Source organism: Staphylococcus sp. 510, assembly GCF_057219715.1.
Genome location: NZ_JBXVVK010000005.1, coordinates 157,660 through 178,781, shown reverse-complemented (window position 1 = coordinate 178,781; position 21,122 = coordinate 157,660). Strand labels below are relative to the sequence as shown.

At 32.8% G+C, this 21,122-nt stretch carries 22 protein-coding genes; 14 read left to right on the top strand and 8 right to left on the bottom strand.

What is annotated here, in order from left to right:
- Nucleotides 1–88 precede the first annotated feature (88 nt).
- The 3 genes from AC2D8K_RS05590 to sroA form a co-directional block, all read right to left on the bottom strand.
- Nucleotides 89–1,018, bottom strand: a complete 930-nt coding sequence (locus tag AC2D8K_RS05590) for a DMT family transporter (RefSeq protein ID WP_037552008.1) — start codon at nucleotides 1,016–1,018, stop codon at nucleotides 89–91.
- A gap of 166 nt (nucleotides 1,019–1,184) precedes the next feature.
- Nucleotides 1,185–1,406, bottom strand: a complete 222-nt coding sequence (locus AC2D8K_RS05585) for a DUF2922 domain-containing protein (protein ID WP_002451051.1) — start codon at nucleotides 1,404–1,406, stop codon at nucleotides 1,185–1,187.
- A gap of 10 nt (nucleotides 1,407–1,416) precedes the next feature.
- Nucleotides 1,417–1,623 carry a sigS mRNA-stabilizing protein SroA gene (gene sroA, locus AC2D8K_RS05580; RefSeq protein WP_002451050.1) on the bottom strand — a complete coding sequence of 69 codons (207 nt, stop codon included), beginning with the start codon at nucleotides 1,621–1,623 and terminating at the stop codon, nucleotides 1,417–1,419.
- A gap of 139 nt (nucleotides 1,624–1,762) precedes the next feature.
- On the opposite strand from sroA, the gene AC2D8K_RS05575 reads away from it, so the two are divergent.
- From AC2D8K_RS05575 to AC2D8K_RS05535, 9 genes are all read left to right on the top strand, one after another.
- Nucleotides 1,763–2,320 (top strand): tyrosine-type recombinase/integrase, encoded by a 558-nt coding sequence (locus tag AC2D8K_RS05575; protein ID WP_002451049.1) that lies wholly within the window; start codon nucleotides 1,763–1,765, stop codon nucleotides 2,318–2,320.
- 20 nt (nucleotides 2,321–2,340) lie between these two features.
- On the top strand, nucleotides 2,341–4,743 hold the full coding sequence (mnhA2, locus tag AC2D8K_RS05570) for a Na+/H+ antiporter Mnh2 subunit A (RefSeq protein ID WP_002451048.1): 2,403 nt from the start codon (nucleotides 2,341–2,343) through the stop codon (nucleotides 4,741–4,743).
- Complete coding sequence (mnhB2, locus tag AC2D8K_RS05565; RefSeq protein ID WP_002451047.1) at nucleotides 4,730–5,155, top strand: Na+/H+ antiporter Mnh2 subunit B; 426 nt, start codon at nucleotides 4,730–4,732, stop codon at nucleotides 5,153–5,155. The genes mnhA2 and mnhB2 overlap by 14 nt, the downstream gene beginning before the upstream one ends.
- Nucleotides 5,152–5,496 carry a Na+/H+ antiporter Mnh2 subunit C gene (mnhC2, locus tag AC2D8K_RS05560; protein WP_002451046.1) on the top strand — a complete coding sequence of 115 codons (345 nt, stop codon included), beginning with the start codon at nucleotides 5,152–5,154 and terminating at the stop codon, nucleotides 5,494–5,496. The genes mnhB2 and mnhC2 overlap by 4 nt, the downstream gene beginning before the upstream one ends.
- Entirely contained in the window at nucleotides 5,486–6,985 is a 1,500-nt protein-coding gene (gene mnhD2, locus AC2D8K_RS05555; RefSeq protein WP_484698176.1) for a Na+/H+ antiporter Mnh2 subunit D, read from the top strand. Before mnhC2 ends, mnhD2 begins: the two co-directional genes overlap by 11 nt.
- Nucleotides 6,986–7,468, top strand: a complete 483-nt coding sequence (gene mnhE2, locus AC2D8K_RS05550) for a Na+/H+ antiporter Mnh2 subunit E (RefSeq protein ID WP_002451044.1) — start codon at nucleotides 6,986–6,988, stop codon at nucleotides 7,466–7,468.
- Complete coding sequence (gene mnhF2 / locus AC2D8K_RS05545; protein WP_002451043.1) at nucleotides 7,465–7,767, top strand: Na+/H+ antiporter Mnh2 subunit F; 303 nt, start codon at nucleotides 7,465–7,467, stop codon at nucleotides 7,765–7,767. The genes mnhE2 and mnhF2 overlap by 4 nt, the downstream gene beginning before the upstream one ends.
- The gene (mnhG2, locus tag AC2D8K_RS05540) at nucleotides 7,742–8,197 is read left to right on the top strand and encodes a Na+/H+ antiporter Mnh2 subunit G (RefSeq protein WP_002451042.1); all 456 of its coding nucleotides are present in this window, start codon (nucleotides 7,742–7,744) and stop codon (nucleotides 8,195–8,197) included. The genes mnhF2 and mnhG2 overlap by 26 nt, the downstream gene beginning before the upstream one ends.
- 534 nt (nucleotides 8,198–8,731) lie before the next feature.
- Nucleotides 8,732–10,774: a cation:proton antiporter gene (locus AC2D8K_RS05535; RefSeq protein WP_002451041.1), complete on the top strand. Its 2,043-nt coding sequence runs from the start codon at nucleotides 8,732–8,734 to the stop codon at nucleotides 10,772–10,774.
- Nucleotides 10,775–11,371: 597 nt separating this feature from the next.
- On the opposite strand, the gene mntC is transcribed toward AC2D8K_RS05535, so the two are convergent.
- Genes mntC through AC2D8K_RS05520 form a run of 3 tightly spaced genes read right to left on the bottom strand, consistent with a single transcriptional unit; the run spans nucleotide 11,372 to nucleotide 13,878 of the window.
- On the bottom strand, nucleotides 11,372–12,301 hold the full coding sequence (gene mntC, locus AC2D8K_RS05530; RefSeq protein ID WP_002451040.1) for a manganese ABC transporter substrate-binding lipoprotein MntC: 930 nt from the start codon (nucleotides 12,299–12,301) through the stop codon (nucleotides 11,372–11,374).
- Entirely contained in the window at nucleotides 12,302–13,135 is an 834-nt protein-coding gene (locus tag AC2D8K_RS05525) for a metal ABC transporter permease (protein ID WP_002451039.1), read from the bottom strand.
- Nucleotides 13,136–13,137: 2 nt separating this feature from the next.
- A complete protein-coding gene (locus tag AC2D8K_RS05520) occupies nucleotides 13,138–13,878 on the bottom strand; it encodes a metal ABC transporter ATP-binding protein (RefSeq protein ID WP_002451038.1) in 741 nt (246 codons plus the stop codon).
- Nucleotides 13,879–13,999: 121 nt separating this feature from the next.
- On the opposite strand from AC2D8K_RS05520, the gene AC2D8K_RS05515 reads away from it, so the two are divergent.
- Nucleotides 14,000–14,644 (top strand): metal-dependent transcriptional regulator, encoded by a 645-nt coding sequence (locus tag AC2D8K_RS05515; protein ID WP_002451037.1) that lies wholly within the window; start codon nucleotides 14,000–14,002, stop codon nucleotides 14,642–14,644.
- Between the two features lie 129 nt (nucleotides 14,645–14,773).
- Here AC2D8K_RS05515 and AC2D8K_RS05510 read toward each other — a convergent pair whose 3' ends face one another.
- Complete coding sequence (locus AC2D8K_RS05510) at nucleotides 14,774–15,526, bottom strand: M50 family metallopeptidase (protein ID WP_002451036.1); 753 nt, start codon at nucleotides 15,524–15,526, stop codon at nucleotides 14,774–14,776.
- Nucleotides 15,527–15,801: 275 nt separating this feature from the next.
- On the opposite strand from AC2D8K_RS05510, the gene tarA reads away from it, so the two are divergent.
- Nucleotides 15,802–16,554: an N-acetylglucosaminyldiphosphoundecaprenol N-acetyl-beta-D-mannosaminyltransferase TarA gene (tarA, locus tag AC2D8K_RS05505; protein WP_002451035.1), complete on the top strand. Its 753-nt coding sequence runs from the start codon at nucleotides 15,802–15,804 to the stop codon at nucleotides 16,552–16,554.
- A gap of 78 nt (nucleotides 16,555–16,632) precedes the next feature.
- Here tarA and tagH read toward each other — a convergent pair whose 3' ends face one another.
- Nucleotides 16,633–17,427 carry a teichoic acids export ABC transporter ATP-binding subunit TagH gene (tagH, locus tag AC2D8K_RS05500; RefSeq protein WP_002451034.1) on the bottom strand — a complete coding sequence of 265 codons (795 nt, stop codon included), beginning with the start codon at nucleotides 17,425–17,427 and terminating at the stop codon, nucleotides 16,633–16,635.
- Nucleotides 17,428–17,903: 476 nt separating this feature from the next.
- Here tagH and tagG point away from each other — a divergent pair, with 476 nt between their 5' ends.
- From tagG to AC2D8K_RS05485, 3 genes are all read left to right on the top strand, one after another.
- The gene (gene tagG / locus AC2D8K_RS05495) at nucleotides 17,904–18,716 is read left to right on the top strand and encodes a teichoic acids export ABC transporter permease subunit TagG (RefSeq protein ID WP_002451033.1); all 813 of its coding nucleotides are present in this window, start codon (nucleotides 17,904–17,906) and stop codon (nucleotides 18,714–18,716) included.
- A gap of 163 nt (nucleotides 18,717–18,879) precedes the next feature.
- On the top strand, nucleotides 18,880–19,974 hold the full coding sequence (tarB, locus tag AC2D8K_RS05490) for a teichoic acid glycerol-phosphate primase TarB (protein WP_037552003.1): 1,095 nt from the start codon (nucleotides 18,880–18,882) through the stop codon (nucleotides 19,972–19,974).
- On the top strand, nucleotides 19,971–21,035 hold the full coding sequence (locus tag AC2D8K_RS05485) for a glycosyltransferase family 2 protein (RefSeq protein WP_002451031.1): 1,065 nt from the start codon (nucleotides 19,971–19,973) through the stop codon (nucleotides 21,033–21,035). Before tarB ends, AC2D8K_RS05485 begins: the two co-directional genes overlap by 4 nt.
- Nucleotides 21,036–21,122: the final 87 nt, after the last annotated feature.

Genomic DNA, 21,122 nt, shown 5'->3' with positions numbered 1-21,122 from the left:
CTTCTGCCGATAATCCTGCTTTTGGGACGCCGTTAATCGGTTTCCAAAAGCACAAAAACTTTATGTCTCAACCTCAACAATTAAAACGTTAGAATAAACGTAATAATATAATGCCTATAGCAATACAACTTAAGCCAATACATTTTCTTAGTGTGATTCTGTTTTTGGGTGTGCCCAGTAAACCAAAGTGATCGATAATTACGCCCATTAACATTTGTCCGAGCATACCAACAATGGTAGTTAAAGCAGCGCCTAGAAATGGCATCAGTATCACATTGGAAGTAACAAAAGCCATACCTAAGATACCACCCACAAAATAAATTGATTTGATATGACCCAAATCCGGATGTGTTTGGTTGATTTTTAAGCTTCTATGGAAAATTAATGTCAAAATGAGTAATGCGATTGTACCTATCGTAAACGATACTAATGAAGCAAAGAATGATGAATGGACTTCTTTTGCTAACGCACTATTGATTGTCGTTTGGATAGGCGGCGCACATCCGAAAATAAAGCCAACGATTAACCATATATATAAATTCGAGTGAGATTGACGTAAGAGTTTGTCTTTAGGAATTTGATTCATAAGTAAAATACCTATAAGTAAAAGAACTATACCCACTGCTTTAAACAAGGTGAATGGTTGTTGGCTTGCACCAAACAAACCTAAAGTATCAATGGCAACGCCCATGATAATTTGACCAGCTACTGTAATGACAACGGTAAGTGCTGCGCCTAATCTAGGTAATAATAATAAGTTACCAGTTAAGAAACATACGCCTAATAAGCCACCTACAAACCAGTGATAATTAAAGGTTTGTTCTGTAAAGAATTGAGGTGTGAGCATATGAGGGTTAATTATTAAATTCAGAATGATTAAACATAAGGTTCCCACACCGAAAGACACTGTTGAAGCATAAAAAGATGAACGTGTGTATTGACTTAGTCTTGAGTTTACGGATGTCTGTATAGGAATTAACATACCGACAAAGATACCTAAAAAATAAAGTAAAGCCATAATTGAAGTCACTCTTTTCTCGACAGAATGAATCAATTATATCGAAAAAGACACTATTATAAAATAGTAGATGATGTATAAATCAAATGATTTATTTACATCTATTCAAACAAAAATGCCCTATACCCAATGTGATGAATATCAGAGGGTATAGGACGTCGATCAATTATTTATTTTCAAAAAGGATTTGTGTATTTTTGGATACAATATAAGCAGCATACACTTTGTGGATTGTGCCGACATTTGATTTTAAAATATCTAATTTTAATAATTGATCCATACTTTCTTTTACAACCTGTTCAGTTAGTGTGCTATCATTTTCGGGTATTTGTAACTTTATTGGTTTGTCTAAGTTACTTTTAAAAACAAGGTCTAATGTAGTTTTCATAAGCATTCTCCTATACTAATGATTGTGTTCTAATGGCTTCAACTTTATCAAATGATTCGCCAGTCAAGCGTTCGATAATCGTTGAAAATGTTTTGATTTGTTCGTCTGTTGTAGTCGGTTTTAAATTTGAAAAACGTCGTTTATGTTGGATTGCTTTACCTTCTGAATCATAAGTAATACGAGTTAAAACAACCACCAGTTGATTCACTTCATTCATTGTTGTAACCTCCTTTCACTATATATATCGAAATAAAAATTAAAAAGGGTCACAATTTAATAAATAAATTTAAGCAGATTACTTTAATGTTACTTAATCATGTTTTATCATTAAATAAGAAACTTAATAAGGAGGACGTATGAATCAAGTAGAGCCGATTAGAAGAACAGAAGATATACAAAAAATGTATAGTGTGTTGCGATCTCGTTCTCAAAGAGACTATTTATTATTTAAATTTGCTATACATACAGGAATTAAATTGTCGGAATTGTTAAATATGAGTGTTCAACGACTGAAATCAATTGAAAGTGGGAATATAAAATCAACTTGGATTGATGATGGAGAACCAACGATTCAAATTTTATTACCACCTGATTTAAGAAATGAGTTACAAGACTATATTGAATATTATCAAATTAAAGATAATGATCTTGTTTTTCAGTCAATACGGACAGGTAAAGGGCTATCACGACAACAAGCTTATCGTATTATTAACAAAGCGGCTGAAGAGTTAGACATACCACATATTGGATTAACTACATTGAGAAAAACCTTTGCATATCACGCATATCAATCGGGAATATCGATTTCAATAATCCAGAAATATTTAGGGCATCAAACAACCAATGAAACAATGAAATTTATCGGTATTAAAGATAAAATGCATAATCGTACTGTCATTGCGTTAAATCTATAATATAAAAAAGGAGGCTTTTGATGGGCTTGATATACCTAATGGTTCTACTGTTAGCCATTATGGGTTTGGTGCTATTAACTATGTCACATAGCAAATTGAATGCTTTGGCCAGTTACGTTGCACTCAGTGCCCCCATAATTACATCAATTTATTTTATCTCGAAGATACCACAAATTGTGCAACAACAATTTATAGCAGTTCAAGTGCCTTGGATGACTTCGTTAGATATTAATATTGACATGAGGCTAGACGGACTTAGTTTAATGTTTGCTTTAATTATTTCATTAATTGGTGTAGCGGTATTTTTCTATGCTACACAATACTTATCACCTCAAACGGATAACCTACCTAGATTCTTCTTTTATTTACTATTATTCATGTTCAGTATGTTAGGCATTGTACTTTCCAATAATACAATTTTAATGTATGTCTTTTGGGAATTAACTAGTGTGTCATCGTTTTTACTTATTTCATATTGGTACGATAACGGTAATAGTCAATTAGGTGCTATTCAATCGTTTATGATAACGGTATTAGGTGGATTAGCATTACTAACAGGATTTATTATGCTGTATTTGATGACAGGTACAAACACGATTACGGATATTTTAGATCAACGTCATCATTTGATTAACCATCCTTTATTTATACCAATGATGTTGATGATTTTATTAGGTGCTTTTACGAAATCAGCACAATTTCCATTTCATGTATGGTTGCCTAAAGCGATGGCAGCACCGACGCCAGTCAGTGCATATTTACATTCAGCTACTATGGTGAAAGCAGGTATTTTCTTATTATTCCGCTTCACACCTGTCTTAGGACTAAGTGATGCTTATATTTATATCGTAACTTTTGTAGGATTGATTACGATGCTATTTGGTTCATTAACCGCATTAAGACAATACGATTTAAAAGGTATTTTAGCGTATTCTACTATCAGCCAATTAGGTATGATGATGTCAATGGTAGGTATTGGTGGCGGTTATGCACAACATCCATCTGATTCATTAACAGAGTTTTATGTTTTAGTTTTATTTGCTGGTTTATTTCATTTAATGAATCACGCCATATTTAAATGTGCTTTGTTTATGGGTGTAGGTATTATCGACCATGAAGCGGGAACAAGAGATATTCGTTATTTAAATGGCATGCGTAAGCTTTTCCCTAAAATGCATATTGCTATGTTAATCGCTGCTTTATCGATGGCAGGGGTACCATTTTTAAATGGCTTTTTAAGTAAAGAAATGTTCTTCGACGCATTAGTGAAGGCTAGTCATTTAGAGCAATTTGGCATCATGCTCACAGTAATTGTTGTCGCAATAGGTGTCATCGCAAGTATCTTTACCTTTACGTATGCACTTTACATGGTAAAAGAAACATTTTGGGGCAAATTTAATACAACTTATTTTACGAAAAAAGATATACATGAACCTTGGTTGTTTAGCATGCCTTCATTAGTATTAATGATACTTATACCAATCATATTCTTTATTCCGAACCTTTTCGGTCAAAATATGAGTTTACCGGCGCTTAGATCGGTTACAGATGCAGGCTCAAAAGTAGATGCGATAGCGCCGCATATTTCTCAATGGCATGGGGTTAATTTACCACTTATTCTAAGCGTGACTGTCATTGTTTTAGGCGTTGTGTTGGCCTTATCAATAGATTGGAAGTCATTGACACATCGTATCATTAAGCATGCGTCGATAACTAAATCGTATCAACACGTTTATCGACAATTCGAGTTATATTCTGGATACAGTATTAGAATGTTGATGAAAAATAAACTCAATCACTATATCATCATTACATTACTTATCTTTGTTGCCATCATTCTATATGGATACATTAGTGTCGGATTCCCACATGTACATCAATTACATGTGTCTCAATTCGGACCGTTAGAAGTTATTTTATCTATAGTGACATTAGTTATCGGAATTGTACTCGTTTTTATTCGTCAACGTCTTACAATGGTTGTGCTTAATGGTGTTATTGGCTTTGCAGTAACATTATTCTTTATTGCAATGAAAGCACCCGATTTAGCTTTAACACAACTTGTGGTTGAGACAATTACAACTATTTTATTTATTGTAAGTTTCTCTAGATTACCAAACGTTCCAAGAAATAAGCCGAATATGAAAAAGGAAATTGTGAAAATCGTTGTGTCACTCATAACTGCAATGACTGTGGTCTCATTGATTTTTATTACACAACAAGCAGACGGTATGCCAACGATTTCTAAATTCTATGAAAATGCAGATAAATTAACAGGTGGTAAAAATATTGTTAATGCTATTTTAGGTGATTTTAGAGCATTAGATACATTGTTTGAAGGCCTTGTACTTATTATTGCAGGTCTAGGGATTTATACATTACTAACTTATAAAGATCGGAGGGGACAAGATGAAAGAGAATGATGTCGTATTACGAACGGTAACTAAAGTCGTCGTATTTATACTATTAACGTTTGGGTTCTATGTTTTCTTTGCAGGACATAATAATCCAGGCGGCGGCTTTATCGGTGGTTTGATTTTTAGTTCTGCTTTTATTCTGATGTTCCTTGCATTTGATGTTAAGCAAGTGCTTATCAGTTTACCGATCGATTTTAAACAGTTAATGATTATAGGTTCTTTAATTTCATTGGCGACAGCTATTGTCCCTACATTTTTTGGTAAACCGTTTTTATATCAAACTGAAGCCAATATCGCTTTACCCTTATTAGGTCATGTACATGTTACAACAGTCACACTCTTTGAATTAGGTGTGTTATTAGCAGTTGTGGGTGTCATAGTTACAGTGATGTTGTCGATAAGTGGGGGTAAATCATGAATCTTATATTATTATTAGTGATTGGCTTTTTAGTATTTATCGGTACGTATATGATTCTATCTATTAATTTAATTCGAATTGTCATAGGTATCTCCATTTATACCCACGCAGGTAATCTCATTATCATGAGTATGGGGCGTTATGGTGGACATATGACAGAACCATTAATAACAGGAGGTAAGGCTTATTTTGTTGATCCATTATTACAAGCCATTGTTTTAACAGCTATTGTCATTGGATTTGGTATGACTGCCTTCTTACTTGTATTAATTTATAGAACATATCGAGTAACTAAAGAAGATGAAATTAACGTATTAAGGGGTGAAGATGATGATGAGTAATTTATTGATTTTACCCATGTTACTTCCATTTCTTTGCGCTTTAATACTTGTCTTTATCAAAGATAAAAGTAAAGTATCTAAATTCTTATGTATTGGCACAATGTTGGTAACAACAGTCATTTCGTTAGCATTATTAATTTATGTGATGAATGAAAAACCAATTACATTAGATTTCGGTGGATGGAAAGCACCATTCGGTATTCAATTTTTAGGCGATTCATTGAGTTTACTTATGGTCACTGTATCATCGTTTGTCATTACATTGATTATGGCTTATGGATTTGGTCGTGGAGAGCAACGTGTGAATCGTTTCCATCTTCCATCGTTCATACTATTTTTAGCTGTAGGAGTTATTGGCTCATTTCTAACTTCAGATTTGTTTAATCTATACGTTATGTTTGAAATTATGTTGCTTGCTTCTTTTGTGCTTGTCACATTAGGACAATCTGTTGAACAATTACGTGCAGCAATTATTTATGTCGTATTAAACATTATCGGATCTTGGTTTTTACTTTTCGCGATTGGTTTATTGTATAAAACAGTAGGAACACTTAATTTTTCTCATATTGCTTTAAGATTAAATAACATGGAAGATAATCAAACCGTGACGATGATTTCACTTATATTCTTGGTAGCATTCAGTTCGAAAGCGGCACTAGTTATCTTTATGTGGCTACCTAAAGCATATGCAGTATTAAACACAGAATTAGCCGCACTTTTTGCAGCATTAATGACGAAAGTCGGTGCATATGCATTAATCCGCTTCTTCACATTATTATTTGACTCTCATGCAGGTGTCACGCATCCGTTACTTATCTTCATGTCATGTCTAACAATGATTATTGGTGCTTTTGGCGTTTTAGCATACAAAGATATTAAGAAGATTGCTGCTTATCAAGTCATATTGTCGATTGGTTTTGTCATTCTTGGTTTAGGTACACATACATTTTCAGGTGTTAATGGTGCGATTTTCTATCTAGCTAACGATATTGTTGTTAAGACGTTATTATTCTTTATTGTAGGTAGCTTAGTTTATATTTCGGGTTATCGTCAGTACCATTATTTAAGTGGACTTGCTAAACGCGAACCATTCTTTGGTATAGCATTTGTTATTATGATTTTTGCGATTGGTGGGGTGCCACCATTTAGTGGTTTCCCCGTTAAAGTTTTGATTTTTAAAGGTGCCATCGAAAATGGTAACTATATTGGTCTGGGATTAATGATTGTAACCAGTCTTATTGCAATGTATAGCTTATTTAGAATCCTATTTTTAATGTACTTTGGTGACCAAGATGGCGAAGAAGTTGAATTTAAGAAAATACCAAAACATCGTAAAGGGATTCTAGGTATTCTTGTAGTAGTCATTTTATTAATGGGAATTGGAGCGCCACTAGTATTAAATGTCACTGAAAATGCGACTAAGATGAATATAGACGAGCATCAGTTCCATCAAATAGTGAATACGCATTTGAAGGAGGGAGATAATTAGATGAATCAAGTCGTTCTGAATATTGTTATCGCGTTTTTATGGGTTTTATTTCAAGATGAGGACGAATTTAAATTCACAACCTTCTTCTCTGGGTATTTAATTGGTGTGATCGTCATCTATATTTTACATCGTTTCTTTGGACAAGAGTTTTATTTGAGAAAAATATGGGTTGCCGTTAAGTTTTTAGTCGTTTACTTATATCAATTAATTACATCTAGTATTAGTACAATCAATTATATTTTGTTTAAAACGAAAGATATGAATCCTGGATTGTTAACGTATGAGACCAATTTAACTAACGATTGGGCAATTACCTTTTTAACGATTTTAATTATCATAACGCCAGGTTCAACGGTGATTCGAATATCAAAAGGAACAAATAAATTTTTAATTCATAGTATTGATGTAACGGATAAGGACAAGAAAAATTTACTACGAAATATTAAACAATATGAAGATTTAATCTTGGAGGTGACACGATGATACAAGCTATGACGCAATTTTTTATTATTGCAGCTTTGGTTATTTTTGGTATTGCATTATTGGTTTGTCTTTTGAGATTAATTAAAGGGCCGACTACTGCTGATAGAGTCGTGTCATTCGATGCGACGAGTGCCGTTGTCATGTGTATTGTTGGTGTCATGAGTGTGATTATGGGTACCGTTTCATTCCTAGATTCAATCATGTTAATAGCCATCATCTCATTTGTAAGTTCGGTGTCTATTTCTAGATTTATTGGAGGGGGGCGCGTTTTCAATGGAAACAGTAAAAGAAATCGTTAGTCTCATCTCTTCAATATTCATCTTTCTAGGTAGTGTGATTGCATTAATCAGTGCGATCGGCATCGTGAAATTCCAAGATGTATTTTTGAGAAGTCACGCTTCCACGAAAAGTGCGACGCTATCAGTATTATTAACGATTGTTGGCGTGTTAATCTATTTTGTAGTGAATACAGGATTTTTCAGTGTTAGGTTATTATTATCACTGATCTTTATTAATTTGACATCACCAGTAGGCATGCATTTAGTCGCACGTGCGGCGTATCGAAATGGTGCATACATGTATAGAAAAGATGATGTACCAAGACAGTCTTCCATATTGTTAAGTCAAAATGAATTCAACTCACCTGAAGAATTGAAAACGCGTGCTAAATTGCGTGAACAACGAAGAGAAAAATTATATTATAAAGAGAATCAAAAGCTTAATAAATAAATGCTATGAATAAAATAAAGCTATCGTGTATCCGTATAGAAGGATGTGCGGTAGTTTTTAATTTGTATTAGAAAAAGATGATAGTTTAAGGTGCGATTTATTTAAGTAATACTCAAAATAGTGATAAAATATTGTACAAGGAAAATTATGAATTTAAGTAGTAAATTTATTGAAAAGGGATAAAAAGATATTTTATGTGTTTGGAACTTTAAAGTATAACTTTGGGATAACGAGTACTACGTAGTTAAAAATGTATTGCATTACTTTAACATTCCAAAATCATAAAATTTGATGATACTAGTTAACTTTTCAATTCATGTTCAAATGATTGATGTATGGATAACCTAACATTGTGATAACTGAGTTGAGCCCTCCTCATAACATCTATATTAATAAAGTCAATTGTGATATAACAATCTGATAAATCTTATTATTTAAGGATTGCTTCTATATTAATTAACCTCTAGAGTACATCAATTCCTATACGTGTTACTTAATTTTCATTCCAAAACAATTCATTAAAGAGGTGAAAGTTTGGAAATATTTGAAACATTACTTATATTTATCGGCGTCGTTATTATTAGTTCTTTCGTTCATACGTTTATGCCGAAAGTACCACTAGCGTTTATTCAAATCGCTTTAGGTATGTTGTTATTTATTACTCCTATCCCTGTTGAGTTTAATTTTGATTCCGAATTATTTATGGTTGCATTAATCGCACCGCTTCTATTTGTAGAAGGCGTTAATGTCTCACGGGTGCACTTAAGAAAATATATTAAACCTGTGATGATGATGGCGTTAGGTCTAGTCATTACAACTGTCATTGGTGTAGGTTTTTTCATTCATTGGATTTGGCCTGAACTACCTACGGGTGCAGCTTTCGCGATTGCTGCTATTCTATGTCCAACTGATGCAGTAGCGGTACAAGCAATTACGAATGGTAAAGTATTACCAAAAGGAGCAATGACTATTTTAGAGGGCGAGTCATTGTTAAATGATGCGGCAGGTATCATTTCATTTAAAATTGCAGTTGGTGCATTAGTAACAGGTACATTTTCTATTATGGAATCCGTGGAACAGTTTTTAGTTGCTTCATTAGGTGGGGCCATCGTAGGTTTGCTCATTGGTATGGCGTTAGTTCGATTTAGATTAACGTTAATGCGTCGAGGCATTGAAAACATTAATATGTTTACATTTATACAATTATTGACGCCATTTGTTACATACTTAGTTGCAGAGTTATTTCATGCATCAGGTATTATCGCTGCTGTAGTGGCAGGACTCGTTCATGGATTTGAACGAGATAGAATCGCACAGACACGAACGAGATTGCAAATGAGTTATAACCATACATGGAATATTTTAGGATATGTGTTAAATGGTTTTGTTTTTTCTATATTAGGATTTTTAGTACCAGAAGTGGTAATTAACATCATTAAAACTGAACCACACAATTTACTGTTTTTAATTGTTATTACTGTACTAGTAGCATTAGCTGTTTATCTATTTAGATTCTTATGGGTTTACGTATTATATCCTTATTTCTATTTAGCTGTCAGTCCATTCCAGAAAATGATTAGCCAAGATGACGACGGTAATAATACAACGGAGAAACCACCCAAACGCAGTTTGTATGCACTTATTATGACGTTATGTGGTGTCCATGGAACGATTTCGTTAGCTATCGCATTAACGTTACCCTATTATTTAGCTGATCATCATGCATTTGATTATCGTAATGATTTGTTATTTATTGCATCAGGTATGGTGATCATCAGTTTAGTTGCGGCACAATTATTACTACCATTTGTTACTGCTAATGCGCCTGAAGTGAAAGTGGGTAGCATGAACTTCAAAGAAGCAAGAATATACATTTTGGAACATGTCATTGATTATTTAAATCAAAAATCAACTTTTGAAACCAGTTACCGTTATGGCAATGTCATTAAAGAATATCATGACAAATTAACATTCTTGAAAACGGTAGAGAAAGACGATGAAAACTCTAAAGAACTTGAAAGACTCCAAAAGATTGCGTTTAATGTGGAAACAAAAACGCTTGAACAGTTAGTAGATGACGGTAGTATCACAAATAGTATTCTTGAGAACTACATGCGATATGCTGAACGTACACAGGTATATAAACAAGCATCATTAATCCGTCGTTTAATTGTATTATTTAGAGGTGCACTATTAAAACGACGCGTGAAGACAACTATTAACTCTGCTTCATCTTTAAGCGTGACAGATAACTTGTTAGAATTAGTTAAAATCAACAAAATCGTTCACTATAATGTAGTAAGACGATTAGGACAAGAAGCCAACAATGATAACAAGTTAGAGGTAGGTATGATTTGTGATGGTTACCTCATGCGTATAGATAACTTAACACCAAACAATTTCTTTAATTCTCCTAGTGAGGATACATTGACTCGTATTAAACTTAATGCATTACGTGAACAACGTCGTATTTTAAGAGAGTTAATTGAAGATGAAGAAATTACAGAAGGTACAGCTTTAAAACTTAGAGAATCAATTAATTATGATGAGATGGTTATTGTGGATAGTATGACATAATCATATTATAAATAGGAAAGCTCGTGAGGTAAGACCTCACGAGCTTTTTCCTGTATATAAAGCAGACACTCGTAAAACTCATCGGGTGAAATATAAGTTCTACGACCGACATTTATGGAGAGAATAGGCCATAAATGTTGAATCATTTGAGATTGAACCATCAGTGCATGGGTTCTATACAACCTGTTCAACAGCGTCCTATAGTGAAACCCAATTCAATCTCAACGTTATAGGGATGATTTTATAACTTTGACAGATATATGGTTTGAAAAGGAAACGTATTTCAAGCCACTTTATGATATCTTGTCAGTTTAAAACGATTTGGTAAAGGGGGATGAAATGATACCTTTACCATTGGGGAGTTAAGATAATGTATAAGCCCACTACATAAATGAGATGAGATAGACTAACACCACCATACCGTGCGTGAGAGAACGATTTTATATTTTAGGAGGATAATATAAAATTTCACGCACGATATGAGACTATTAGTTATAACATAAAGACTTAATAGGGTGGCTGAGTGTGATTCAAGTTATATCTTATTCACTCAGCCATCGGTTCTATTAAGTTGTTGCGGTAGTTACGCAAGTAGCATTATTTCATGCTACCATGTATTGTATCGATATTAGATTTCATCATTTTATAATAAGAATCACCTTTTGAGCCTTTTTTACCAATTGAATCAGTAAATACTTCTCCGTATATATCTTTATGTGTTTCTTCGGATAAGCTTTCCATCGCTTTTTTATCTACACTTGTTTCGACTAATAGATGTTTAATGTGATGCTCTTTTACAAATTGAATAGCGTGTCTCATTTGTGAAGGCGTACCTTGTTTTTCTGTGTTGATTTCCCAAATATATCCAGGCTTCACATCATATTGCTTTGCAAAGTATTTAAATGCACCTTCACTAGTAATCATGGCACGTCGTTCTTTTGGAATATCATTAAATTTGTCTTTACTTTCTTTATTAAGTTTTTCTAATTTAGATAAGTATTGATTTCCTTGATGTTTATAATCTTTTTGATTTGATGAATCATATTTGTTTAAACTATCTTGAATCGTTTTGACATACTTAATACCATTTTCAATACTTAACCATGCGTGAGGATCTAATTTATCTTTGTTGCCTTCTTCTCCGTTTAGATATATAGGTTTAACATCTTTAGAAACGGCGATGACTTTTTTATCATCCATCGATTTGCCGGCTTGTTCTAATGCTTTCTTGAACCAGCCATTACCAGTTTCTAAATTTAATCCGTTATAAAATATAACATCTGCATCTGTTAACTTTTTAATATCCTTAGGTTTGACTTCATATTCATGTGGATCTTGTCCAACAGGAACAATGCTATGGACGTCAACATGATCGCCACCGACATTTTTTACCATGTCATAAAGGATAGAATTAGTTGTGACAACTTTTAATTTATGACCGTCAGCTTGTTGTTTATCTCCATTAGATTGACTGCAACCAACCAAGACGATAAAAATGGCTAGCAATAAGGGAATGATTTTCTTCATTTAAATTACGCCTCTTCTCTGTTTATTTTTAAATGTTGTGATACCTAATGTGATAACGTAAATCGCAAATGTGCAAAGTACAATAGCTGCACCACTTGGTACGTTATATATGTAACTGAAATAAAGTCCGATAATTGAACTGATTACACCAATGAAGCTTGCGACTGCCATCATGCCATATAAATTCTTGCAAATAAGAAAGGCAGTTGAAGCGGGTGTGACTAGGAGTGCAACGACTAAAATAATGCCTACGGTTTGGATACTTGCAACCGTTACTAATGCAAGGAGTAGCATGACAAAATAATGTATTAGCTTAGTATTTAAACCATTCATTCTACTAAATGTGTTATCAAACGTAGAAATCATTAAAGGTCGATAGAATATAATGATGAGACTTAGTACAAATAGTCCGATGATCACGGTAGTCCAAAACGTTGTATGCGTGATGGCGAGTAAATTACCGAATAAAATATGGTATAAGTCAGTCGTACTATTGATGACACTGATTAAAATGACACCTAGTGCAAGGAATGCCGTAAAGCTAATGCCTATAGCTGCATCTGGCTTTGTTTTACTCTTAGAAGTAATAAATCCGATTAACATACTTGCAATCATTCCAGTTATTAACGCGCCAATAAACATTGGTATTCCAAATAAGAATGATAATGCTACTCCTGGTAATACAGCATGACTCATCGCATCGCCCATCAGTGATAATCCTCTTAATACAATTAGGCTACCTACAGTGCCACAGACAACACCAACGATCATTGAAATGATTAGTGCTCTATTTAAAAATTGATAATTTAAAAGATGTGTGAAAAAGTCATGCATATTTAGGCACTTCCTTTCGAAGATGCATCAATGTGACTAGTCTGAGAAATAAATGTGTCATTTAATAGTGTGTCATTATTCATTGCATCTTCAGCATCACCAAAATAACGAAGCGTTTGATTGAGCAACATAATACGATCGAAGTATTGAGAAGCCTTAGATAAGTCATGATGAACAATGAGAATCAACTTGCCTTGTGATTTTAATTGCCTAATTTTATTCATTATGAGTTGCTCGCTTTTAAAGTCAATGCCGACAAAAGGTTCGTCGAATAAATAAAGTTGACTTTTAGACATGAGTGCGCGTGCAACAAGTACACGCTGAAGTTGACCACCACTTAATGCAGAAATCTGTTTTCGTTTTAAAGATTTTAAGTCTAAATCATCTAATAATTGATTCAATTGAATTTTGGTCTCATGTCTAGGTTGATTAAACCAACCGATGTCGCCATAACATCCTGAGAGAATCACTTTTTCCACATTGATCGGAAAATCCAAATCAATATTTGATTTTTGAGGTATGTATGTCATGTATTTCAATTGAGTATGTATCGGACGTTGATAAAGTAATTGTGTGCCAGTTGCTTGGAAATCTCCTATTAATGACTTCAGTAAAGAAGACTTTCCAGCACCATTAGGCCCCATAATACCTATCATTTCACCAGTAATAGGAATTTTAAAACCAATATCTTTTAAAATATGCTTATTACCTAAAAAAAGATTTAAATTACTAACTTCGAGCAAATATTAATACCTCCTAATTAAAAGTTTAGGTTAACCTAATTTATTTTATAATAAACCGAGAAGTTTTAACATGTCAAGTAGATTCGTGATACAATAAAGTGAATATGTGTGAGGTGAAATGATGTTAACTGAAGAAAAAGAGGATTATCTCAAGGCAATATTAACGAATGACGGCGATGTATCCTTCGTATCAAATAAAAAATTATCTCAATTTTTAAATATAAAACCACCATCAGTTAGTGAAATGGTCGGGAGATTAGAAAAGTCAGGCTATGTAGAAACAAAGCCATATAAAGGTGTTAAATTAACAGAAGAAGGTTTAAATCACACTTTAGATATCATTAAAAGACATCGGTTACTTGAATTATTTTTAATAGAAATTTTGAAATATAATTGGGAAGAAGTGCATCAAGAGGCTGAAATTTTGGAGCATAGAATTTCAGATTTATTTGTTGAACGTTTAGATAATATTTTAAATTATCCAGAAACGTGTCCGCATGGTGGTGTGATTCCTAGAGATCATCATTACAAGGAAAAATATACAAAGACAATACTAGAATTTGAACCTGCTGATGTTGTCACAATTAAACGCGTTAGAGATAAGACAGAGTTGTTAGTTTATCTTTCAAGTAAGGATATTTCTATAGGTAATGATGTTGAAATTGTATCCAAAGATGACACGAATAAAGTTGTCATTATTAAGCGCAATGATGTGATTACAATTTTAAGTTATGAAAATGCTATGAATATTTTTGCGGAAAAATAATACAACACAAACTTGAGCCCTAAACTGTATCATATGGTGATTGAGATTAAATACCTTAACACCATATTTTTCAGAAGGGCTCAAGTTTTTTACTGTTTTATTATCTTTTTTTGAAAGTAGGTTGATCATTTAAGATTTGAACAATAGTAATTTGATTAATATGTACACGGTATATAAATTGATTGTAATCCAAATTGTGCTATAGATGACTGTAGGCACTTTACTAATATCAGTTAAGGTACTGCCGTCCCAACTTTGTTTAGGTCTTTGGAATGTCAGTCTGAAAATTGTCCAAGACGATTGAAGCACTTCACCAAGTAATACGCCTAAAATAAAATGATAACTAGAACTAACAATTTGATGAATAACAAGTAAGTCATCGCTTTGGAATAGGAAATACAAGAGCATTGTCATAGCAATAATAATTATTATAGGTGATAATTTACGGGATGTTAAAATCAGAAAATAAATAAAAATTCCTAAGTACAGGAGTATGAAAAAGCTTGGATGATTATAAAATATTGTGATAATACCTATCCATAACATCATTGGAGGCATGATATAGCCACCTAATGTAGTGAACCATTGTCCAAGATAACTCTTAGATTGAGTAATTGCATAGCCCTGTTGTAAGGTAGCTTCTCTTTCAGACGGCCGTGTCACAATAACTAAATCTTTAGCATGACCACCGGATAATTTATTAAAAAGTACATGTCCGAATTCATGAGTTAATACTGGGATATAGTTAAGTATAATTGCAAAGTATCGATAGTAAGATTTATAGCGGTTTTGATGGACGATAATGTAGATGATACTTATGACTAATATGATATACATATTTAAATGAATATGAGTGGTTAAGAATGATTCGAATTGTGTCATATTAAGGCTCCGTAATTAAAATTAATCAATCGACTCAAAGTCACACTGATTTTGTAAGTTATTATCTATTATACGTTAATATCTAAAAATTATCCTTTAGACTTAAGGCGTAAATTGTACGAGTGATGAAGGTTTTTTGGATAATCATATCTTGATGAATGTTGATGTGTTAAAATAAGCGTACATTTTGGTGAAAATTAAAACAATGACTAGATTTGATATAACTTGATATATCAGTTGAGATGACTGATCAAGTAGGATAGGAGATTTATTTTATGACATTAAAAGGTCAGCACAATAATAAAAAGGTTGATATATTAGGCGTGAATTTTGACCATACTACGATGTTGCAAATGGTTGAAAATATTAAAACATTTTTTATGGCACAGACGACAGATAATTTATTTATAGTTACGGCTAACCCTGAAATTGTTGACTATGCATCAGAAAATCATGACTATCAACAACTCATCAATAGTGCTGATTACGTCATCGCTGATGGTACAGGTGTCGTGAAAGCATCAAAACGATTAAAACAACCGTTACCACAAAGGATTCCAGGTATAGAATTATTAGAAGAATGTCTGAAAATGGCACATGTAAACCAACAAAAGGTTTTTATTTTAGGATCAAAGAATGAAATTATTGAAAAGGCAGAGCAACAATTAAAAGCTAAATATCCACGCGTGACATTTGCACATCATCATGGTTACATTAATTTAGAAGATGAAACGGTCATTAAGCGTATAGAGACATTTAATCCGGATTATATATTTGTTGGTATGGGTTATCCTAAACAAGAAAAGTGGATTGCTCACCATAGTAAAGCATTTCAACATACCGTAATGATGGGTGTTGGTGGTTCATTTGAAGTGTTTAGTGGCGCCAAAAAAAGAGCACCCAAATTCTTTAGGAAGTTAAATATAGAATGGATTTATCGTTTATTAATTGATTGGAAACGTTTAGGAAGATTAAAGAGTATCCCTAAATTTATGTTTAAAATTGCTAAACAAAAAAGACAACGTTAATAATATAAGTTTATAAAAAGGCAATCTTGGGTTGAGTGATTAACCCAGGATTGCCTTTTTATTGGTGTTTTAAGTTGATTATTTAACGATAAATCGAGATGCATCTAAGTCTCTTCTAAATGCTTTTTGTTCATTTTTCGATTTTTTCTTGAATTCTTTCAAGAACTTTTCATAATTTGGTAAAACATCATCTAATTCGCCAAACTCTTTAAGTTTACCGCCTTCAATCCATGCGATTTTCGTACAAAATTCTTTAACTTGACGGATATTATGACTGACGAAAAAGATGGTTTTATTCGCTTCTTTAAATTCATAAATTTTATCTAAACATTTTTGAGTGAAAGTTTGGTCACCAACGGACAATGCTTCGTCAATAACTAAAATATCAGGGTTAACTGTAATGTTAATAGAGAAACCAAGTTTTGCACGCATACCACTAGAGTATTTTTTTACAGGTTGATATATGAATTCACCTAATTCACTAAATTCAATGACTTGAGGCATTAATTCTTTGATTTCTTTACGTTTGAATCCCATACATAACATTTTGAATTCAATATTTTCAGCACCTGTTAATTGGCCATTTAATCCAGCATTGATTGCAATTACACTAACGTCACCTTTGCGGTCGATTTTACCTGATGTAGGGGACAGTGATCCGCCAATCATATTGCTTAATGTAGATTTCCCTGAACCGTTAATACCAACAAGACCAATCACATCTCCTTCGTGTGCTTGAAGAGAAACATCATCTAATGCGAAGAATGTTTTGTTTTTATTTTTAGGTATTAAGGCATCTTTAATACGGTCTTTATTCGTTCTATATATACGATATTCTTTAGTTACATGTTCTATATTTACCGATACGCTCATAATTAGTCCTTCCTTAATTACATTTATATAGATTATAATATACTACTCATCAGTTGTTAAATTTATTAACCTAGTGTAAAGTGAGTAGAAGATTTTGTTTAAAATTGAGTGAAAGTTAATCTAACACGATAGACTTTGTCTAATTATAGACAATCAATGATATTATTGTCATTTTAAGGTGCTTTATTATGTTTAATAACTTAAATGATTGTATAATAAGATGAGAATTTAATAAACTAATATCTTTTACTTAGTTATATAGTTTGGTATATTTTATTCAATTAAAATAAATTTACATATTAAAAAACAATGAGTTTGAGATATGAATATCATCATTTCAAAAGTATTTGTTTAACTTAATTTCTACTCATAACATGAATAGTGTGGATTGAAAGACAAATAGTTTTCAAAATGATAGATTCCATCTCAACATCAATTGTATATACATTAAATGTTTGAAAGTGTGGTTTAATTCAATGTCAGCAGTAGTTACTGTATTTAAAGAACACATCAAAAACTTTTATTTAATCCAACGACTGGCACAATTTCAAATTAAAATTTCAAACCATAGTAACTATTTAGGGATGGCTTGGGAACTATTGAACCCAGCGCTACAAATTATGGTTTATTGGTTAGTGTTTGGTCTGGGAATCAGAAGTAACAATCCGGTACATGGCATTCCATTTGTATTTTGGTTACTCGTTGGTATTAGCATGTGGTTCTTTATTAACCAAGGTGTACTCGAGGGTACAAAATCTATATCCCAAAAATTTAATCAAGTCGCAAAGATGAATTTCCCATTGTCCATTATTCCAACATACATTGTAACAAGCAGATTTTATGGACATATTGGTTTACTTGCCATCATTATCGTAGCATGTATGTTTAGAGGGATTTACCCATCTATTCATATCATTCAATTATTGATTTATGTGCCGTTTGCCTTTTTATTAACGGCGTCTGTTGCTTTATTTACATCAACGTTAGGTATATTAGTGAGAGATACTCAGATGGCGATGCAGGCATTAATGAGAATATTATTCTATATGTCGCCTATTTTATGGATTCCTAAAAACCACGGTGTAAGTGGCATTGTGCACCATATTATGTTATTCAATCCAGTATACTTTATTGCTGAATCATACCGTGCAGCAATATTATTCCATCAGTGGTACTTCATTGATCACTGGAAATTAGCATTATATAATGTCATGATTGTTCTCATATTCTTTGTTTTAGGTTCTATACTTCATAAAAAATATAGAGATCACTTTGCTGATTTCTTATAAGAATATAGTGCGTCAAAAGACGTATAACAGTAGACCGACGATGTATTGTTGGTCTACTTTTTATTTTAAGGACAATGGGTTATGAGAGAATTATTTTCTATCAATCTTGGAATCGTTTATAATTTATGAATAAAGATAAATCGAAATAAAGCCGGTGAATGAAATGAGAGTTTTAATCAAAAAAATATATATGATCGTCATTGCAATATTGAATGTCCTTTTTAGAGGATTAAAAGTTAAAAATAAAAATATTGTTGTTATGATGACTTTTCCTAAAGATGTACTTCCGATTATTGAACAATTAAGTACTAAAGGATACAAATTAACTGTTATCACGACAGACAAACATGCACAGTATATTCAACATTTATCAAATGTAACTTATGTTAAAGCAGGAAATAAAAATGTTATTAAGCACATTAAATCATTAAGTACGGCCAAAATAATTCTAATAGATACGTATTATTTAATCATGGGGGCATACCATAAAAAAGCGCAGCAAACTGTTATTCAGACATGGCATGCTGCTGGGGCATTAAAAGACTTTGGGTTAACAGACCATCAAGTGGATTTGAATAACCAAGCAATGGTGAATCAATATCAACGAGTATATTCGGCTACAGATCTATATTTAGTAGGTGGAGATGAAATGGGGCATTGTTTTAATGAATCATTTGATGCGCAACCTTCACAAATGTTATGTTCTGGACTTCCTAGATTAGTTGAATATTTAAATATTGATATCAAAGAAGAACAACAGCGATTAAAAAATCAATATGGTATCCAAGGAAAATTAGCGGTCTATATGCCGACCTATAGGGAAAATCATCAAGCTAACAGACAAATTAATACGGCACGCTTTGAAAAGGCTTTGCCTGAATACACATTGCTAAGTCACTTACATCCGTCTATCAAAAATGATAAAGAAGAACATGACTTAGATTCGACATCATTAGTTATCATGGCTGATTTAATTATTAGTGATTATAGTTCGATACCAATAGAAGCAAGTTTAATTAATAAACCAACACTCTTTTATGTGTATGACGAAAAGGAATATGAAAAGGTAAGAGGACTTAATCAATATTATTATGATATTCCTAATACGTATAAAGTGACGACGGAAGACGCACTTATTGAAAAAATTAAACAAGACGATAAGCAATTTAAGTCTTTATTTAACCATTGGCATCAATACACTACGCAAGAAACACTGAATCAAGTAACAAACTATATAGATAAGTTGGTGAAATCATGAAATTAGCGATTATAATGCCTGTATATAATGGGCAAGATACAGTACGAAGAGCGGTAACGTCGATTGATACTAAAGCTGAATTTGAAATTATTTGTGTGAATGATGGTTCGACAGATCATACTAAGCATGAATTAACCGAATTACAAAAAGAATTTCCTAATATTAAAGTCATTCATCAAGAGAATCAAGGTGCTGCTAGAAGTCGTAATGTAGGATTAGCAGCTATGGATGACGATACGGATGCATTTATGTTTTTAGATGCGGACGACCAATATTTACCAAGTCGCATAGATGCGATGATACAAACATATGAGAATCACGAGGAAACTGACATAGTAATAGGTCAAATAGGTCGCGATGTTCATGGGGAATGGAAAGTATTTCCAACGCACGAAGAAATTAAGAGAGATGAAGTTGTAACGCTCGAAAGAAACCCAGAAATACTTCAATCTATAGGTCCTGGTGGTAAATTGTTTAGTGCAAAATTTGCTTCTTTAAGGTTTGATGAAGATGTTGTATTTTGTGAAGAGCATACATTCATGGTACGTGCTTTTTCTAAAGCGCGAGATATTAATCTTATGTCAATCATCGCATATGGCTATAATGAGCGAGAAGGATCTGTGACAGATAGACGTGCAGATACGTTCTTACCATATATGGAAGATGCTATGAAAGTGCGACAACGCGTGATGGAATTATTGCTATTAATGAATGAAAAAACCTACTATAGCTATCGTATGGATAACCTTATTGTAAGTTATTTAATTCAAGCACATTTATTAAAAAATAGTGTGATTACACCTTCATTTATAGAAAGTGTGACGCAGTATATTAATTTGATGCAAGAAACACATTATTCTGGTGAGGCAATGTTTAGAATTGTAGAAGCGGTTGAGCAAGGTGGAACGCAATGGACTAAAGACCTCTATCAATCATGGAGACGTGTATTGGCAAATGTTGGTATTGGAAGACCAGGCTATATTCGATTCTTAGCACAGACTTTTCCTAAAAAATCTGCATTTTCTGGAAAGCAAAAATTAAAAAAAGTATTAAAGAAATGATGACGCTTCACCATATAAATTTGAAAGAATAACATGATGTTTTGGTGAATTAATGGTAAGCCTATACAATTTATGCTACATTAAGAA

Excerpts from the sequence above, each read along its gene's own strand:
- tarA (WP_002451035.1), top strand. The coding sequence starts at position 15,802 with ATGACATTAAAAGGTCAGCACAATAATAAAAAGGTTGATATATTAGGC.
- AC2D8K_RS05485 (WP_002451031.1), top strand. The coding sequence starts at position 19,971 with ATGAAATTAGCGATTATAATGCCTGTATATAATGGGCAAGATACAGTA.
- mnhC2 (WP_002451046.1), top strand. The coding sequence starts at position 5,152 with ATGAATCTTATATTATTATTAGTGATTGGCTTTTTAGTATTTATCGGT.
- mnhE2 (WP_002451044.1), top strand. The coding sequence starts at position 6,986 with ATGAATCAAGTCGTTCTGAATATTGTTATCGCGTTTTTATGGGTTTTA.
- mnhF2 (WP_002451043.1), top strand. The coding sequence starts at position 7,465 with ATGATACAAGCTATGACGCAATTTTTTATTATTGCAGCTTTGGTTATT.
- tagG (WP_002451033.1), top strand. The coding sequence starts at position 17,904 with ATGTCAGCAGTAGTTACTGTATTTAAAGAACACATCAAAAACTTTTAT.
- AC2D8K_RS05575 (WP_002451049.1), top strand. The coding sequence starts at position 1,763 with ATGAATCAAGTAGAGCCGATTAGAAGAACAGAAGATATACAAAAAATG.
- mnhG2 (WP_002451042.1), top strand. The coding sequence starts at position 7,742 with ATGGAAACAGTAAAAGAAATCGTTAGTCTCATCTCTTCAATATTCATC.
- sroA (WP_002451050.1), bottom strand. The coding sequence starts at position 1,623 with ATGAATGAAGTGAATCAACTGGTGGTTGTTTTAACTCGTATTACTTAT.
- AC2D8K_RS05525 (WP_002451039.1), bottom strand. The coding sequence starts at position 13,135 with ATGCATGACTTTTTCACACATCTTTTAAATTATCAATTTTTAAATAGA.
- mntC (WP_002451040.1), bottom strand. The coding sequence starts at position 12,301 with ATGAAGAAAATCATTCCCTTATTGCTAGCCATTTTTATCGTCTTGGTT.
- AC2D8K_RS05590 (WP_037552008.1), bottom strand. The coding sequence starts at position 1,018 with ATGGCTTTACTTTATTTTTTAGGTATCTTTGTCGGTATGTTAATTCCT.
- tarB (WP_037552003.1), top strand. The coding sequence starts at position 18,880 with ATGAGAGTTTTAATCAAAAAAATATATATGATCGTCATTGCAATATTG.
- AC2D8K_RS05585 (WP_002451051.1), bottom strand. The coding sequence starts at position 1,406 with ATGAAAACTACATTAGACCTTGTTTTTAAAAGTAACTTAGACAAACCA.
- AC2D8K_RS05510 (WP_002451036.1), bottom strand. The coding sequence starts at position 15,526 with ATGACACAATTCGAATCATTCTTAACCACTCATATTCATTTAAATATG.
- tagH (WP_002451034.1), bottom strand. The coding sequence starts at position 17,427 with ATGAGCGTATCGGTAAATATAGAACATGTAACTAAAGAATATCGTATA.
- mnhD2 (WP_484698176.1), top strand. The coding sequence starts at position 5,486 with ATGATGAGTAATTTATTGATTTTACCCATGTTACTTCCATTTCTTTGC.
- AC2D8K_RS05515 (WP_002451037.1), top strand. The coding sequence starts at position 14,000 with ATGTTAACTGAAGAAAAAGAGGATTATCTCAAGGCAATATTAACGAAT.
- mnhA2 (WP_002451048.1), top strand. The coding sequence starts at position 2,341 with ATGGGCTTGATATACCTAATGGTTCTACTGTTAGCCATTATGGGTTTG.
- mnhB2 (WP_002451047.1), top strand. The coding sequence starts at position 4,730 with ATGAAAGAGAATGATGTCGTATTACGAACGGTAACTAAAGTCGTCGTA.